Origin of the sequence: Mycobacterium tuberculosis complex sp. N0072 (assembly GCF_030323725.1) — a bacterium.
Taxonomy (GTDB): Bacteria; Actinomycetota; Actinomycetes; order Mycobacteriales; family Mycobacteriaceae; genus Mycobacterium; species Mycobacterium tuberculosis.
This window is the reverse complement of the sequence record NZ_CP040689.1, coordinates 3224936-3240443: the sequence shown is the minus strand read 5'-3', so window position 1 is coordinate 3240443 and position 15508 is coordinate 3224936. Positions and strand designations below refer to the sequence as shown.

Genomic DNA, 15508 nt, shown 5'->3' with positions numbered 1-15508 from the left:
CCACGGAAAGCTCTTTCACAGCAAGTTTTACGTTAATCCTGATGAAACATGGCGGCACCATCGCCGCAACAACTAGTGCGCATGGTTCTGGATCAGGTCGTCAGTCGTAAGGCTGGGGCCGTGCCAACGCTCGACTGGAGGTGATAGCGAGTGGACCAATTCCCCATCATGGGCGTTCCGGATGGCGGCGACACCGCCTGGATGCTGGTGAGTTCCGCGCTCGTGCTGTTGATGACGCCGGGTCTGGCATTTTTCTACGGCGGCATGGTGCGTTCCAAGAGCGTCCTGAACATGATCATGATGAGCATCAGCGCGATGGGTGTCGTGACGGTGCTCTGGGCGCTTTACGGCTACTCGATTGCGTTCGGTGATGACGTTGGCAACATCGCCGGCAACCCGAGCCAATACTGGGGTCTCAAAGGTCTCATCGGCGTCAATGCTGTTGCTGCCGATCCGAGCACGCAGACCGCCGCGGTGAATATTCCGCTGGCGGGTACCCTGCCGGCGACCGTGTTTGTGGCATTCCAGCTGATGTTCGCGATCATCACGGTTGCGCTGATCTCCGGGGCGGTGGCCGACCGGTTGAAGTTCGGCGCCTGGCTGTTGTTCGCCGGTTTGTGGGCGACGTTCGTCTATTTCCCGGTCGCACACTGGGTCTTCGCATTTGACGGTTTCGCCGCTGAGCACGGCGGCTGGATCGCCAACAAGCTGCACGCCATCGACTTCGCCGGCGGCACCGCGGTTCATATCAACGCCGGTGTGGCGGCCTTGATGCTGGCGATCGTGCTGGGCAAAAGACGCGGTTGGCCGGCGACGCTGTTTCGACCGCACAATCTGCCGTTTGTGATGCTCGGGGCCGCCCTGCTGTGGTTCGGCTGGTACGGGTTCAACGCAGGATCGGCGACGACCGCCAACGGTGTTGCCGGGGCGACGTTTGTCACCACCACGATTGCGACGGCCGCGGCCATGCTTGGCTGGCTGCTCACGGAGCGCGTCCGAGATGGCAAGGCTACGACGCTGGGCGCGGCGTCGGGCATCGTCGCCGGACTGGTCGCCATCACGCCGTCCTGCTCGTCGGTTAATGTCCTGGGTGCCTTGGCGGTAGGCGTGTCGGCCGGGGTGCTGTGCGCGCTGGCGGTGGGGCTGAAATTCAAACTGGGCTTCGATGATTCGCTCGACGTGGTCGGGGTGCACCTGGTTGGTGGTCTGGTGGGCACACTGCTGGTGGGTCTGCTGGCAGCTCCGGAGGCTCCGGCAATTAATGGTGTGGCCGGGGTATCGAAGGGGTTGTTTTACGGCGGAGGCTTCGCCCAGCTGGAACGACAGGCGCTCGGTGCCTGCAGTGTTCTCGTCTACTCTGGAATCATCACCCTGATCTTGGCATTGATCCTGAAATTCACCATCGGGCTCAGGCTTGACGCGGAGCAAGAGAGCACCGGCATCGACGAGGCTGAGCACGCGGAAAGCGGCTACGATTTCGCCGTCGCCAGCGGCTCGGTTCTCCCCCCGCGGGTCACCGTGGAGGATAGCCGCAACGGCATTCAGGAGCGTATAGGCCAGAAAGTGGAGGCGGAGCCGAAATGAAGCTGATCACTGCGATCGTGAAGCCGTTCACGCTCGACGACGTCAAGACGAGCCTCGAGGACGCGGGAGTGCTGGGGATGACGGTCAGTGAAATCCAGGGATACGGACGGCAGAAGGGCCACACGGAGGTTTACCGCGGGGCCGAATACTCGGTGGATTTCGTACCGAAGGTTCGGATCGAGGTCGTTGTTGACGATTCCATTGTCGACAAGGTCGTGGACAGCATTGTCCGGGCGGCGCGCACCGGCAAGATCGGCGACGGCAAGGTGTGGGTGAGTCCGGTAGACACCATCGTGCGGGTGCGCACCGGTGAACGCGGACACGACGCGTTATGAAACTAGCCGCACTGTGCTGAACCAACCCGGCCGCACCAATTAGCGCTAGCGAGGGAGATGGAGGCAGAAAGTCCTTGTGCCGCAAGCGATTTAGCTGTCGCCCGACGCGAGCTGCTGTCCGGCAACCATCGCGAGCTGGATCCGGTCGGGCTGCGGCAGACGTGGCTGGATCTGCATGAGTCTTGGCTGATCGACAAGGCCGACGAGATCGGGATCGCCGATGCCAGTGGTTTTGCAATCGTCGGGGTCGGCGGGCTCGGCCGCCGCGAGCTGCTGCCGTATTCGGACCTGGACGTGTTGCTGTTGCACGATGGCAAGCCTGCTGACATCTTGCGGCCCGTCGCCGACAGGTTGTGGTATCCGTTGTGGGATGCCAACATTCGGCTCGATCACAGTGTGCGAACGGTTAGTGAGGCATTGACCATCGCCAATTCCGATCTGATGGCCGCTCTAGGCATGCTGGAAGCCCGCCACATCGCCGGCGATCAGCAGCTCTCGTTCGCGTTGATCGACGGCGTGCGACGCCAGTGGCGCAACGGAATTCGTTCCCGCATGGGCGAACTCGTCGAAATGACATATGCGCGTTGGCGGCGCTGTGGCCGGATCGCGCAGCGCGCAGAGCCCGATCTCAAATTGGGTCGCGGCGGCCTTCGGGACGTCCAGTTGCTAGACGCGCTGGCTCTCGCCCAGCTCATCGACCGGCACGGTATCGGCCACACGGACCTGCCGGCGGGTTCGCTGGACGGTGCGTATCGCACCTTGCTGGATGTGCGCACCGAACTGCACCGGGTGTCGGGCCGCGGACGCGACCACCTGCTGGCCCAGTTCGCCGACGAGATCAGCGCCGCGTTGGGTTTCGGTGACCGATTCGATTTGGCGCGCACACTGTCGAGTGCTGGCCGCACCATCGGTTACCACGCCGAAGCCGGGCTGCGGACTGCGGCGAATGCATTGCCGCGGCGCGGCATCTCGGCCTTGGTGCGGCGGCCAAAGCGGCGACCGCTCGACGAGGGTGTCGTCGAGTATGCCGGCGAAATCGTGCTCGTCCGCGACGCCGAACCCGAACACGATCCCGGCCTGGTGCTCCGAGTGGCCGCCGCGTCGGCCGACACCGGATTGCCCATTGGCGCCGCCACCCTGAGCCGGTTGGCCGCCAGCGTCCCGGATCTGCCGACTCCCTGGCCGCAAGAGGCATTGGACGACTTACTAGTTGTGCTCTCCGCCGGCCCCACCACGGTGGCTACCATCGAAGCGCTCGACCGAACCGGGCTCTGGGGCCGGTTGTTGCCGGAATGGGAGCCCATTCGCGACCTTCCGCCGCGCGACGTCGCCCACAAGTGGACGGTTGACCGACACGTGGTCGAGACCGCGGTGCATGCGGCGCCACTGGCCACCCGGGTGGCACGTCCCGACCTGCTTGCGCTTGGCGCGCTGCTGCACGACATCGGCAAGGGACGGGGCACCGATCACAGTGTGCTCGGGGCCGAATTGGTAATCCCGGTTTGCACCAGGCTGGGGTTGTCGCCGCCGGACGTGCGGACGCTCTCCAAGCTGGTCCGCCACCACCTGCTGCTGCCGATTACGGCAACCCGACGTGACTTAAACGACCCCAAAACCATCGAGGCGGTGTCCGAGGCGCTGGGTGGGGATCCGCAACTGCTCGAAGTTTTGCACGCCCTGTCGGAGGCGGACTCGAAGGCCACCGGCCCAGGGGTGTGGAGCGATTGGAAGGCGTCACTGGTCGATGACCTGGTGCGTCGCTGCCGGATGGTGATGGCCGGAGAGTCGCTGCCTCAAGCCGAACCGACTGCACCCCATTATCTTTCGCTGGCGGCCGACCACGGGGTGCATGTGGAGATTAGTCCGCGCGACGGTGAACGCATCGACGCCGTAATAGTGGCGCCGGACGAGCGGGGACTGGTGTCGAAAGCCGCCGCGGTGCTGGCGCTGAACTCGCTGCGCGTACATTCGGCGTCGGTCAACGTCCACCAGGGTGTCGCGATAACCGAGTTTGTGGTGTCACCACTGTTTGGGTCCCCGCCCGCGGCGGAGTTGGTGCGTCAGCAGTTTGTCGGTGCCCTCAACGGCGACGTCGACGTGCTGGGCATGCTGCAGAAGCGGGACAGCGATGCCGCCAGCTTGGTATCCGCTCGGGCCGGGGACGTGCAGGCCGGGGTGCCCGTGACTCGTACGGCCGCTCCGCCCCGCATCCTGTGGCTCGACACCGCCGCGCCGGCCAAGCTGATCCTCGAAGTTCGGGCCATGGATCGGGCGGGTTTGCTCGCGTTGCTGGCCGGGGCGCTGGAGGGCGCGGGAGCCGGCATTGTCTGGGCGAAGGTCAATACGTTCGGATCGACCGCGGCCGATGTGTTCTGTGTGACGGTCCCCGCGGAGTTGGACGCGAGAGCCGCGGTCGAGCAACACCTGCTGGAGGTGTTGGGCGCCAGCGTCGACGTTGTGGTCGACGAACCCGTCGGCGATTAGGATCGCACGCTCATGACCGCTCGGAGTTGAGCTGTCGCAACGCATCGATGCGTGCCTTGATCTGAGCGCGGGTGGCAGCGGCGATCGGAGGCCCGCCACAACGGCGGCGCAGTTCGTCGTGGATCCAGCCATGCGGTTTGCCGGTGCGGTGGTGCGCAATCGACACCAGCGTGTGGAGCTCGCGGCGCAGGTCGCGCAGTTGGCCATGCACCGATGCCGAAGCCCCCGACGTTGCTGGCTGGGTGGCCCCTTTCTGAAGCTGAGCCCGTTTCCTCAGCTGCTCGTCTTGGCGGCGGTGCAGCAGGGCGCGCATCTGCTCGGCATCGAGCAGCCCGGGGATGCCTAGGTAGTCGGCCTCCTCGTCGCTCCCGGTTGGGGTGGCGGTGCCGAACGAGGAACCGTCGAAGATGACCTGATCGAGTTCCGCATCGGCCCCCAACGCGGTAAAGCCCCGCTCCGCGCCGCCCCGCTCGGTTTGCGTCCTGGTGGCGGGATCACCATCGAGGGGATCGTGGGCCGATTCGCGGTGCGGTCGGCCCAGCACGTGGTTACGCTGCACCTCCAACGCACTGGCCAGCTGCAGCAGGTTAGGCACCGACGGCACGAAGATGCTCGCGGTTTCACCCGGTCGGCGGGACCTCACGAACCGACCGATGGCCTGTGCGAAGAACAGCGGCGTGGAGGCGTTGGTGGCGTAAACCCCGACCGAAAGCCGGGGCACGTCGACACCTTCGGAGACCATGCGGACCGCGACCAGCCAACGGCTGGTGCCCTGGGCAAATTCCGTGATACGCGCCGACGATCCGGGGTCGTCGGAGAGCACGACCGTGGGCTCTTCGGCCGTCATCGTGGTGAGCAGGCGGGCATAAGCGCGGGCCGTGGTGCGATCCGAGGCGATGATCATGCCGCCCGCGTCGGGTACGTGCGCACGCAGTTGTCGGAGCCGTCGATCGGCCGCCGTGATCACCGCCGGCATCCACTCGCCTTCCGGGTCGAGCGCTGTGCGCCACGCCCGCGCGGTCTGCTCGGCAGACAGCGGCTCGCCCAGTCGCGCCTCGTACTCCTCGCCGGCGCTGTCCCGCCAGCGCGCCTGCCCCGAATAGGCGAGGAAGACCACCGGCCGGACGACACCGTCAGCGAGGGCTTCCGCATAGCCGTAGGTGTGGTCAGCCTGAGAACGCAGCACGCCATCCGCGTCGGGCTGGTAGCTGACGAACGGGATTGGGCTGTCGTCGCTGCGAAACGGTGTACCCGTCAGGGCAAGGCGGCGGGTGGCGTCACCGAAAGCTTCCCGGATGGCGTCTCCCCAGGTCTTGGCGTCGCCGCCGTGGTGGATCTCGTCGAAGACCACCAACGTCTTGCGCGCTTCGGTACGCACTCGGTGCAGCGTGGGATGCGAAGCGACCTGGGCGTAGGTGACCATTACGCCGTGATACTCCGGTGAGGTCTGCGGATTGGAGTTGGCGAACTTTGGGTCAAGGGAAAGGCCGTGTGCTGCCGCAGCATGCGCCCACTGCACCTTGAGGTGCTCTGTGGGCACGACGACGGTGACCTGCTCGACAGTGTGGTAACGGAGTAGTTCGGCTGCGATCCGCAGCGCGAACGATGTCTTGCCAGATCCGGGAGTGGCCACCGCGAGGAAATCCCGCGGCTGGGTGCCCAGGTACTGCACCAGCGCCCGGCGCTGCCAACCCCGCAACGGAGGGTTGAAGGTCGCGCTGACCGGCTGCAAGACTCCCCACCCCCCGTCGCTACGGACCGAATTTGCCCGCTCCCTCCCCAGCCGGAACCGTGAGGTGGCGGCGGTGAAATGTAGCATGGCAACGCTTTTCGGCGCAGGTCCGACGTCGCATCGTGTTGACTCTGCGTCCACCAGGCGGGTTACTCGCACTTTTGCGTGGTGGACGCAGAGTCAACGGATAACGGTGCCGCTGCGCGGCGCTCGCGATCACCATTAGGCTGGCGGGCGTGTTTGAATCGCTGTCTGACCGTTTGACCGCCGCCCTGCAGGGGCTGCGCGGCAAGGGCCGACTGACCGATGCCGATATCGATGCCACTACCCGCGAAATTCGGTTGGCGCTGCTGGAAGCCGATGTTTCGCTACCGGTGGTCCGGGCATTCATCCACCGGATCAAAGAACGCGCCCGCGGGGCCGAGGTGTCAAGTGCCCTCAACCCGGCTCAACAGGTCGTCAAGATCGTCAACGAGGAACTGATAAGCATCCTCGGCGGCGAAACCCGCGAGTTGGCGTTTGCGAAGACCCCGCCGACCGTCGTGATGCTCGCCGGCCTGCAGGGCTCCGGGAAGACGACACTGGCCGGCAAATTGGCCGCCCGCCTGCGTGGACAAGGACACACGCCACTGCTGGTCGCTTGTGACCTGCAACGGCCGGCCGCGGTGAACCAGCTGCAGGTCGTCGGCGAGCGTGCCGGAGTGCCGGTGTTCGCGCCGCATCCGGGTGCCTCGCCGGAGTCCGGCCCCGGTGACCCGGTTGCGGTGGCGGCGGCCGGGCTGGCCGAGGCCCGGGCCAAGCACTTCGACGTCGTCATCGTCGACACCGCCGGACGACTGGGCATCGACGAGGAGCTGATGGCCCAGGCCGCGGCCATCCGCGACGCCATCAACCCCGACGAGGTGCTGTTCGTCCTGGACGCGATGATCGGCCAGGACGCGGTCACCACCGCTGCGGCGTTCGGCGAGGGCGTCGGGTTCACCGGTGTGGCCTTGACCAAGCTCGACGGTGACGCCCGCGGTGGTGCCGCGTTATCGGTGCGCGAAGTGACCGGTGTTCCAATCCTTTTCGCCTCCACCGGGGAGAAGCTGGAGGACTTCGACGTCTTCCACCCGGACCGGATGGCCAGTCGCATCTTGGGCATGGGCGATGTGCTGAGCCTGATCGAACAGGCCGAGCAGGTCTTCGATGCACAACAGGCCGAGGAGGCCGCAGCCAAGATCGGCGCCGGCGAGCTGACCCTGGAGGACTTCCTCGAGCAGATGCTCGCGGTACGCAAGATGGGCCCGATCGGCAACCTGCTGGGCATGCTGCCCGGCGCGGCTCAGATGAAGGACGCGTTGGCCGAGGTCGACGACAAACAACTCGATCGTGTCCAGGCCATCATTCGCGGCATGACGCCGCAGGAACGGGCAGACCCCAAGATCATCAATGCCTCGCGGCGGCTGCGCATCGCCAACGGCTCGGGCGTCACGGTGTCCGAGGTCAACCAGCTGGTCGAGCGCTTCTTCGAAGCCCGCAAGATGATGTCGTCCATGCTCGGGGGCATGGGCATACCGGGCATAGGGCGCAAATCCGCGACGCGAAAGAGCAAGGGCGCAAAAGGCAAATCCGGCAAGAAGAGTAAGAAGGGGACGCGCGGTCCGACGCCGCCGAAGGTCAAGAGCCCGTTCGGCGTGCCCGGGATGCCGGGCTTGGCTGGGCTACCTGGGGGGCTCCCTGATCTCTCACAGATGCCCAAAGGTCTCGACGAGCTGCCGCCCGGCCTGGCCGACTTCGACCTGTCCAAGCTGAAGTTCCCAGGCAAGAAGTAGTGGCGATCGCGAGTGCGGCGGAGCCGGGTGAAGCGGGTCGACACCATCAGGCCCCGTAGCCGCGCCGTGCGCCTGCACGTGCGAGGTTTGGGCCTGCCCGACGAGACGGCGATCCAACTGTGGATCGTCGACGGCCGCATTAGCACCGAACCGGTGGCAGGAGCCGACACCGTCTTTGACGGCGGCTGGATCCTGCCCGGGCTGGTCGACGCGCACTGCCATGTCGGGCTTGGGAAACACGGCAACGTCGAACTCGACGAGGCGATCGCTCAGGCCGAGACCGAACGTGACGTCGGCGCGCTGCTGTTGCGGGACTGCGGCTCGCCGACCGACACCCGCGGCCTTGACGACCACGAAGACCTGCCCCGCATCATCCGCGCCGGACGGCACCTGGCCAGACCCAAGCGTTACATCGCCGGCTTCGCGGTCGAGCTCGAAGACGAATCCCAGCTGCCGGCAGCGGTAGCCGAGCAGGCCCGCCGCGGTGACGGCTGGGTCAAGCTGGTCGGTGACTGGATCGACCGTCAAATCGGCGATCTTGCCCCGTTGTGGTCCGATGACGTGCTCAAAGCCGCCATCGACACGGCACACGCTCAGGGCGCCCGGGTCACCGCGCACGTTTTCAGCGAGGACGCGCTGCCCGGCTTGATCAACGCCGGCATCGACTGCATCGAGCACGGCACCGGCCTCACCGACGACACCATCGCCTTGATGCTCGAGCACGGCACCGCGTTGGTCCCCACGCTGATCAACCTGGAAAACTTTCCGGGCATTGCCGATGCGGCAGGGCGCTATCCAACCTATGCCGCGCACATGCGCGACCTGTATGCCCGCGGCTATGGGCGGGTCGCTGCGGCGCGGGAGGCGGGGGTGCCGGTATACGCGGGCACCGATGCGGGCAGCACGATCGAGCACGGACGGATCGCTGACGAGGTAGCGGCGCTGCAGAGGATTGGGATGACCGCGCACGAGGCGTTGGGCGCGGCGTGCTGGGATGCTCGACGCTGGCTGGGCCGGCCCGGGCTGGACGATAGGGCATCGGCCGACCTGTTGTGCTACGCCCAGGATCCGCGGCAGGGTCCGGGTGTGCTGCAGCATCCCGATCTGGTGATTTTGCGCGGCAGGACTTTTGGGCCCTAGCTTTGGCCGCGCGGGCCGTGCCGAACGCGGTTACTATCGGCCAATGGCGTTGGCCAGCGGCGTGACCTTTGCCGGCTACACCGTCGTGCGGATGCTGGGTTGTTCCGCGATGGGTGAGGTCTACCTCGTGCAACATCCCGGATTCCCCGGCTGGCAGGCGCTGAAGGTGCTTTCGCCGGCGATGGCTGCGGACGACGAATTTCGCCGCCGATTTCAACGGGAGACCGAGGTTGCCGCGCGGCTATTTCACCCGCACATCCTGGAGGTTCATGATCGCGGTGAGTTCGACGGGCAGCTGTGGATTGCGATGGACTACGTCGATGGCATCGACGCCACGCAGCATATGGCCGACCGGTTTCCGGCGGTCTTGCCGGTTGGTGAGGTACTCGCCATCGTCACTGCCGTAGCCGGAGCTCTCGACTACGCCCACCAGCGCGGCCTGCTGCATCGTGACGTCAACCCCGCCAACGTCGTGCTAACCAGTCAGAGTGCTGGCGACCAACGGATCCTGTTGGCCGACTTCGGAATTGCCAGCCAACCCAGCTATCCGGCGCCCGAACTGTCGGCGGGGGCCGACGTTGACGGGCGTGCCGATCAGTACGCGTTGGCGCTTACCGCCATACACCTGTTCGCCGGTGCGCCGCCGGTTGATCGTTCGCACACCGGACCGCTGCAGCCACCGAAGCTCTCCGCCTTCCGCCCGGACCTGGCACGCCTCGACGGTGTCCTCTCGCGTGCGCTCGCCACAGCGCCCGCGGACCGGTTCGGCAGCTGCCGCGAGTTCGCCGACGCGATGAACGAACAGGCCGGCGTCGCGATCGCTGATCAGAGCTCGGGGGGTGTCGACGCTTCTGAGGTCACCGCGGCGGCCGGTGAGGAAGCGTATGTCGTCGACTACCCGGCTTATGGTTGGCCCGAGGCCGTCGACTGCAAAGAACCATCCGCCCGGGCACCGGCGCCGGCGGCCCCGACCCCCCAACGGCGCGGCTCGATGCTGCAGTCAGCGGCCGGGGTGCTGGCGCGCCGCCTGGACAACTTCTCCACCGCCACCAAGGCTCCGGCGAGCCCCACCAGGCGCCGGCCACGCCGGATCCTGGTCGGTGCGGTAGCGGTGTTGCTATTGGCTGGCCTGTTCGCGGTCGGCATCGTGATTGGGCGCAAGACGAACACGACCGCCACCGAAGTCGCGCGCCCGCCGACCAGTGGGTCGGCTGTGCCCAGCGCCCCGACGACCACCGTCGCGGTCACCGCGCCGGTCCCACTGGACGGCACATACCGCATCGAGATCCAACGCTCAAAGCAGACCTACGACTACACCCCTACGCCGCAACCGCCGGACGTGAACACCTGGTGGGCGTTCCGCACTTCGTGCACTCCGACCGAATGTCTCGCGGCCGCAACGATGCTCGACGACAACGACCACACCCAGGCCAAGACTCCGCCCGTTAGGCCGTTCCTCATGCAGTTCGGCGAGGGCCAGTGGAAGTCGCGGCCGGAGACGGTGCAGTTCCCGTGCGTCGGGCCCAACGGCTCGCCGAGTACACAGGCCACGACGCAGTTGCTCGCACTGCGACCGCAACCGCAGGGCGACCTCGTCGGCGAAATGGTCGTCACTGTGCATAGCAACGAATGTGGACAACAAGGAGCGGTCATTCGGATTCCCGCGGTGGCCAGCCGCAGTGGTGATCTTCCCCCGGCAGTCACCGTGCCGGACCCAGCAACGATTCCTGATACCCCCGATACAACGTCCACAGCCACCCTGACGCCGCCGACCACAACGGCGCCGGGGCCCGGTCGCTGACACCCACTTGACCAGCGCCGCGGCAGCGAAGCGGCGTCAGCCAAAAAGATTGCGAGTGATCGCTATCTATGTTAGCTTGGCGGCAACTCAACGATCTGGAGGAAACGGTGACCTACGACGTGATCATTCGCGACGGACTGTGGTTCGACGGCACCGGCAATGCGCCATTGACTCGCACTCTGGGCATTCGCGACGGCGTGGTGGCCACGGTGGCTGCCGGCGCACTGGACGAGACCGGCTGCCCGGAGGTGGTTGATGCGGCGGGGAAGTGGGTCGTGCCTGGCTTCATCGACGTGCACACCCACTATGACGCCGAGGTGTTGCTCGATCCTGGTTTGCGGGAGTCGGTGCGCCACGGTGTCACCACGGTGCTGCTGGGAAACTGCTCGTTGTCGACGGTCTACGCCAACTCCGAGGATGCCGCCGACCTGTTCAGCCGTGTTGAAGCGGTGCCCCGCGAATTTGTCCTGGGTGCCCTGCGGGACAACCAGACGTGGTCGACGCCCGCGGAGTACATCGAAGCGATCGACGCCCTGCCCCTCGGGCCGAATGTGAGTTCACTGCTTGGCCATTCGGATCTGCGGACCGCGGTACTGGGCCTTGATCGTGCCACCGACGACACCGTCCGGCCCACCGAAGCCGAGCTGGCGAAGATGGCGAAACTGCTCGATGAGGCGCTCGAGGCCGGGATGCTGGGCATGTCCGGGATGGACGCCGCTATCGACAAGCTCGACGGCGACCGCTTCCGCTCGCGTGCGCTGCCGTCCACCTTCGCGACCTGGCGGGAGCGTCGCAAGCTGATCTCGGTGCTGCGCCACCGGGGCCGGATACTGCAGAGCGCACCCGACGTCGACAACCCGGTGTCCGCGCTGCTGTTTTTCTTGGCCAGCAGCCGGATATTCAACCGGCGCAAGGGCGTTCGAATGAGCATGTTGGTGTCCGCCGACGCCAAGTCGATGCCGCTGGCGGTACACGTGTTCGGGTTGGGCACCCGCGTGCTGAACAAGCTCTTAGGCTCTCAGGTGCGATTCCAGCATCTGCCGGTCCCGTTCGAGCTGTACTCCGACGGCATCGACCTGCCGGTCTTCGAGGAGTTCGGCGCCGGAACGGCGGCCCTTCATCTGCGTGACCAACTGCAGCGCAACGAGCTCCTGGCCGACAGGTCTTACCGCCGGTCGTTCCGGCGCGAGTTCGATCGCATCAAGCTCGGACCTTCGTTGTGGCATCGGGACTTCCACGACGCCGTGATCGTCGAATGCCCGGATAAGTCGTTGATCGGTAAGAGTTTCGGGGCAATAGCCGACGAGCGCGGGCTGCACCCGCTGGACGCGTTCCTCGATGTGCTGGTGGACAACGGGGAGCGCAATGTCCGATGGACCACCATCGTCGCCAATCACCGGCCCAACCAGCTGAACAAGCTGGCCGCCGAACCGAGTGTCCACATGGGCTTCTCCGACGCCGGCGCGCACCTGCGCAATATGGCGTTCTACAACTTCGGGCTTCGGCTGCTCAAACGAGCCAGAGACGCCGACCGGGCCGGACAACCGTTTCTGTCCATCGAGCGGGCAGTGTATCGCCTCACCGGTGAGTTGGCCGAGTGGTTCGGTATAGGCGCGGGCACGTTGCGCCAGGGTGACCGTGCGGACTTCGCGGTGATTGACCCTACCCACCTAGATGAATCGGTGGACGGGTACCACGAGGAGGCGGTGCCCTACTATGGCGGTCTGCGACGCATGGTCAACCGCAACGATGCGACCGTGGTTGCGACGGGCGTGGGCGGCACCGTGGTATTCCGCGGAGGCCAGTTCGGAGGTCAGTTCCGCGACGGCTACGGGCAGAACGTGAAGTCGGGTCGCTACCTGCGGGCGGGTGAGCTCGGCGCCGCTCTGAGCCGTTCTGCCTGACATGGCCAGGACCCAGCAGCAGCGCCGCGAAGAAACCGTTGCACGGCTTCTGCAGGCCAGCATCGACACGATCATCGAGGTCGGCTACGCGCGGGCATCGGCTGCCGTGATCACCAAGCGGGCTGGGGTGTCGGTAGGCGCCCTGTTCCGGCACTTCGAAACGATGGGTGATTTCATGGCGGCCACGGCATACGAGGTGTTGCGCCGTCAGCTGGAAACGTTCACCAAGCAAGTCGCCGAAATACCGGCCGATCGGCCGGCGCTTCCGGCGGCGCTGACGATTTTGCGGGACATCACGGCCGGCTCCACGAATGCGGTGCTCTACGAGCTTATGGTCGCCGCGCGCACCGACGAGAAGCTCAAGGAGACGCTGCAGAATGTGCTGGGGCAGTACAGCGCGAAGATCCACGACGCCGCGCGTGCTCTGCCGGGTGCCGAGAGCTTTCCGGAGGAGACATTTCCGGTCATCGTGGCGTTGATGACCAACGTCTTCGACGGCGCCGCCATTGTGCGAGGGGTACTGCCGCAGCCCGAACTCGAGGAACAGCGGATTCCCATGCTGACGGCGCTGCTGACCGCCGGCCTATGAGCGCCAGCAGACGCAAAAGAACATGATGGGCGCACCAGCGCCCACGTCTGCTCGCGGTGCTAGAGCGAGCCGACGCTGGCCTGCGGGTTGAGGGCGAAACCCCAGTCGAACAGGGTCGCAGCCTGATCCCAATACGTCGGTCCGCCCTCTTTGACCAGCCCGTACATCATGGCGATCACCAGGCGGCGGCCGCCGCGGGCGGCGGCACCCACGAACGTCTTGCGAGCGGCGTTGGTGTAGCCCGTCTTGCCGCCGATCGCGCCCGGGTACCGCTGCAGCAGCTCGTCCTGGTTGACGATCAGCTGTTCGCCGTTATCGCTGGGGAACATCGCCGAGGGCTCGGCGGTGATCTGCGCGAACACCGGATTGGCCATCGCGGCCCGGAAGATGACCACCAGGTCGTGCGCGGTGGACGCCCCGGAGCCGCCGGGTCCGTCTAGGCCGGACGGCGTCGTCGCGTGGGTGGACGTCGCACCTAGGGTGGCGGCTTTGGCGTTCATCTTGGCCACGGTGACGTCTTGGCCACCCAGCATGTGCGCCAACGTGTTGGCGGCGTCGTTGCCCGACACCAGCAACAGGCCGTCGAGCAGCTGGCGCGCGGTGTAGCTGCGCCCCGGTTTGACGCCGACGCAGTTGCACTCGGCCTGTGTGTCGGCGACGTCGGCGACGACCGTGGAGTTCAGGTCCAGCTCGTCGAGTGCCACCAGCGCCAACAGCACCTTGATGGTGCTCGCGGGCGGATGGGCCACGTTTTGGTCGCGGCCGGCTAGCACCTGACCGCTATCGAGGTCGGCCACGATCCAGGTCTGAGCCGGGCCATCGGGGATCGGCACGGAGCCGGCCGGCTGCACGTCGGCATCGGCCCACGCGGCACCCGCACTGACGGTGACTGCGCAGGCACAGAGCGCGGCGGTCGCGGTCATGAGCTTTCGCATGGGCGCAGAGTTTAACTTCCAGGGCTCCGGTAGGCCTATTCTCGGGCTGGTCGGGGGCTGTCCGGCCGATGTGTGCGGTGTTGGATCGGAGCATGTTGAGCGTGGCCGAAATTTCCGACCGGTTGGAAATCCAGCAGTTGCTGGTGGACTACTCCAGCGCGATTGACCAGCGCCGATTCGACGATCTTGACCGGGTGTTCACCCCCGACGCCTATATCGACTATCGCGCGCTAGGTGGCATCGACGGCAGGTATCCGAAGATCAAGCAATGGCTGTCGCAGGTGCTGGGAAACTTCCCGGTATATGCGCACATGTTGGGCAACTTCTCGGTCCGTGTCGACGGCGATACCGCGTCGTCGCGGGTGATCTGCTTCAACCCGATGGTGTTCGCCGGCGACCGGCAGCAAGTGCTGTTCTGTGGACTGTGGTACGACGACGATTTCGTGCGCACCCCCGATGGCTGGCGGATCATCAGGCGGGTCGAAACCAAGTGCTTCCAGAAAATGATGTGAAGCCCGCTGGGCGAATTACTGCCCCAGCATCACGTTCTGGCACAATTGGCGGCTGTCCACCGCGCGACGACTTGTCCTGTTCGGGGTTGCCGCCCGGTGGTCATACACGCGAGGCAAAACCGGATCCGGGCATCCCGCCCGGGTCGCTGAATTGCAGCGTGACACCAATAGGAGCGCTCAATCATGGCTGTGAAGATCAAGCTCACTCGGCTTGGCAAGATCCGCAATCCTCAGTACCGCGTCGCCGTCGCCGATGCGCGCACCCGCCGCGACGGCCGAGCGATCGAGGTAATCGGCCGGTACCACCCCAAAGAAGAGCCGAGTCTCATCGAGATCAACTCCGAGCGTGCCCAGTACTGGCTCTCGGTGGGTGCTCAGCCCACCGAGCCCGTCCTCAAGCTGCTGAAGATCACCGGGGATTGGCAGAAGTTTAAGGGCCTACCTGGCGCTCAGGGCCGGTTGAAGGTCGCCGCACCCAAGCCCAGCAAGCTCGAGGTGTTCAACGCCGCGTTGGCCGCCGCCGACGGTGGTCCTACCACCGAGGCCACCAAACCGAAGAAGAAGTCGCCGGCCAAAAAGGCTGCCAAGGCTGCTGAGCCAGCGCCGCAGCCTGAGCAGCCGGACACGCCGGCGCTGGGTGGCGAGCAGGCCGAGCTGACGGCGGAAAGCTGACGGGGA

At 65.9% G+C, this 15508-nt stretch carries 12 protein-coding genes; 10 read left to right on the top strand and 2 right to left on the bottom strand.

What is annotated here, in order from left to right; translation table 11 throughout:
* Positions 1–150 precede the first annotated feature (150 nt).
* The 3 genes from FF952_RS15410 to FF952_RS15400 are packed head-to-tail and all read left to right on the top strand — an operon-like array spanning position 151 to position 4403.
* Positions 151–1584 (top strand): ammonium transporter, encoded by a 1434-nt coding sequence (locus FF952_RS15410; RefSeq protein ID WP_003899540.1) that lies wholly within the window; start codon positions 151–153, stop codon positions 1582–1584.
* The gene (gene glnB / locus FF952_RS15405; protein ID WP_003414756.1) at positions 1581–1919 is read left to right on the top strand and encodes a nitrogen regulatory protein P-II; all 339 of its coding nucleotides are present in this window, start codon (positions 1581–1583) and stop codon (positions 1917–1919) included. Before FF952_RS15410 ends, glnB begins: the two co-directional genes overlap by 4 nt.
* Positions 1920–1976: 57 nt before the next feature.
* Positions 1977–4403: a [protein-PII] uridylyltransferase gene (locus FF952_RS15400; RefSeq protein ID WP_003904958.1), complete on the top strand. Its 2427-nt coding sequence runs from the start codon at positions 1977–1979 to the stop codon at positions 4401–4403.
* Between the two features lie 10 nt (positions 4404–4413).
* On the opposite strand, the gene FF952_RS15395 is transcribed toward FF952_RS15400, so the two are convergent.
* Complete coding sequence (locus FF952_RS15395) at positions 4414–6222, bottom strand: DEAD/DEAH box helicase (RefSeq protein ID WP_003912033.1); 1809 nt, start codon at positions 6220–6222, stop codon at positions 4414–4416.
* A gap of 149 nt (positions 6223–6371) precedes the next feature.
* Here FF952_RS15395 and ffh point away from each other — a divergent pair, with 149 nt between their 5' ends.
* The 5 genes from ffh to FF952_RS15370 all read left to right on the top strand — a co-directional run bounded on the left by ffh (position 6372) and on the right by FF952_RS15370 (position 13383).
* Complete coding sequence (gene ffh, locus FF952_RS15390; protein ID WP_003414748.1) at positions 6372–7949, top strand: signal recognition particle protein; 1578 nt, start codon at positions 6372–6374, stop codon at positions 7947–7949.
* Positions 7950–7976: 27 nt separating this feature from the next.
* The gene (locus FF952_RS15385) at positions 7977–9089 is read left to right on the top strand and encodes a metal-dependent hydrolase family protein (RefSeq protein ID WP_003899537.1); all 1113 of its coding nucleotides are present in this window, start codon (positions 7977–7979) and stop codon (positions 9087–9089) included.
* A gap of 43 nt (positions 9090–9132) precedes the next feature.
* Positions 9133–10890 carry a serine/threonine protein kinase PknI gene (pknI, locus tag FF952_RS15380; RefSeq protein ID WP_003900593.1) on the top strand — a complete coding sequence of 586 codons (1758 nt, stop codon included), beginning with the start codon at positions 9133–9135 and terminating at the stop codon, positions 10888–10890.
* Positions 10891–10958: 68 nt separating this feature from the next.
* Entirely contained in the window at positions 10959–12794 is a 1836-nt protein-coding gene (locus FF952_RS15375; protein WP_003899536.1) for an N-acyl-D-amino-acid deacylase family protein, read from the top strand.
* Position 12795: 1 nt separating this feature from the next.
* Positions 12796–13383, top strand: coding sequence for a TetR/AcrR family transcriptional regulator (locus FF952_RS15370; RefSeq protein WP_003414739.1), 588 nt, complete (start codon positions 12796–12798; stop codon positions 13381–13383).
* Between the two features lie 59 nt (positions 13384–13442).
* On the opposite strand, the gene dacB2 is transcribed toward FF952_RS15370, so the two are convergent.
* Positions 13443–14318 (bottom strand): D-alanyl-D-alanine carboxypeptidase DacB2, encoded by an 876-nt coding sequence (gene dacB2, locus FF952_RS15365; RefSeq protein ID WP_003414736.1) that lies wholly within the window; start codon positions 14316–14318, stop codon positions 13443–13445.
* 92 nt (positions 14319–14410) lie between these two features.
* Between dacB2 and FF952_RS15360 the strand changes: the two genes are divergently transcribed.
* Together FF952_RS15360 and rpsP are read left to right on the top strand one after the other, a co-directional pair.
* The gene (locus FF952_RS15360; RefSeq protein ID WP_003912031.1) at positions 14411–14830 is read left to right on the top strand and encodes a nuclear transport factor 2 family protein; all 420 of its coding nucleotides are present in this window, start codon (positions 14411–14413) and stop codon (positions 14828–14830) included.
* A 183-nt stretch (positions 14831–15013) separates the two neighbouring features.
* On the top strand, positions 15014–15502 hold the full coding sequence (rpsP, locus tag FF952_RS15355) for a 30S ribosomal protein S16 (RefSeq protein ID WP_003414731.1): 489 nt from the start codon (positions 15014–15016) through the stop codon (positions 15500–15502).
* Positions 15503–15508: the final 6 nt, after the last annotated feature.

Excerpts from the sequence above, each read along its gene's own strand:
- FF952_RS15400 (WP_003904958.1), top strand. The coding sequence starts at position 1,977 with ATGGAGGCAGAAAGTCCTTGTGCCGCAAGCGATTTAGCTGTCGCCCGA.
- glnB (WP_003414756.1), top strand. The coding sequence starts at position 1,581 with ATGAAGCTGATCACTGCGATCGTGAAGCCGTTCACGCTCGACGACGTC.
- FF952_RS15360 (WP_003912031.1), top strand. The coding sequence starts at position 14,411 with ATGTTGAGCGTGGCCGAAATTTCCGACCGGTTGGAAATCCAGCAGTTG.
- dacB2 (WP_003414736.1), bottom strand. The coding sequence starts at position 14,318 with ATGCGAAAGCTCATGACCGCGACCGCCGCGCTCTGTGCCTGCGCAGTC.
- FF952_RS15395 (WP_003912033.1), bottom strand. The coding sequence starts at position 6,222 with ATGCTACATTTCACCGCCGCCACCTCACGGTTCCGGCTGGGGAGGGAG.
- FF952_RS15375 (WP_003899536.1), top strand. The coding sequence starts at position 10,959 with ATGTTAGCTTGGCGGCAACTCAACGATCTGGAGGAAACGGTGACCTAC.
- FF952_RS15370 (WP_003414739.1), top strand. The coding sequence starts at position 12,796 with ATGGCCAGGACCCAGCAGCAGCGCCGCGAAGAAACCGTTGCACGGCTT.
- pknI (WP_003900593.1), top strand. The coding sequence starts at position 9,133 with ATGGCGTTGGCCAGCGGCGTGACCTTTGCCGGCTACACCGTCGTGCGG.
- rpsP (WP_003414731.1), top strand. The coding sequence starts at position 15,014 with ATGGCTGTGAAGATCAAGCTCACTCGGCTTGGCAAGATCCGCAATCCT.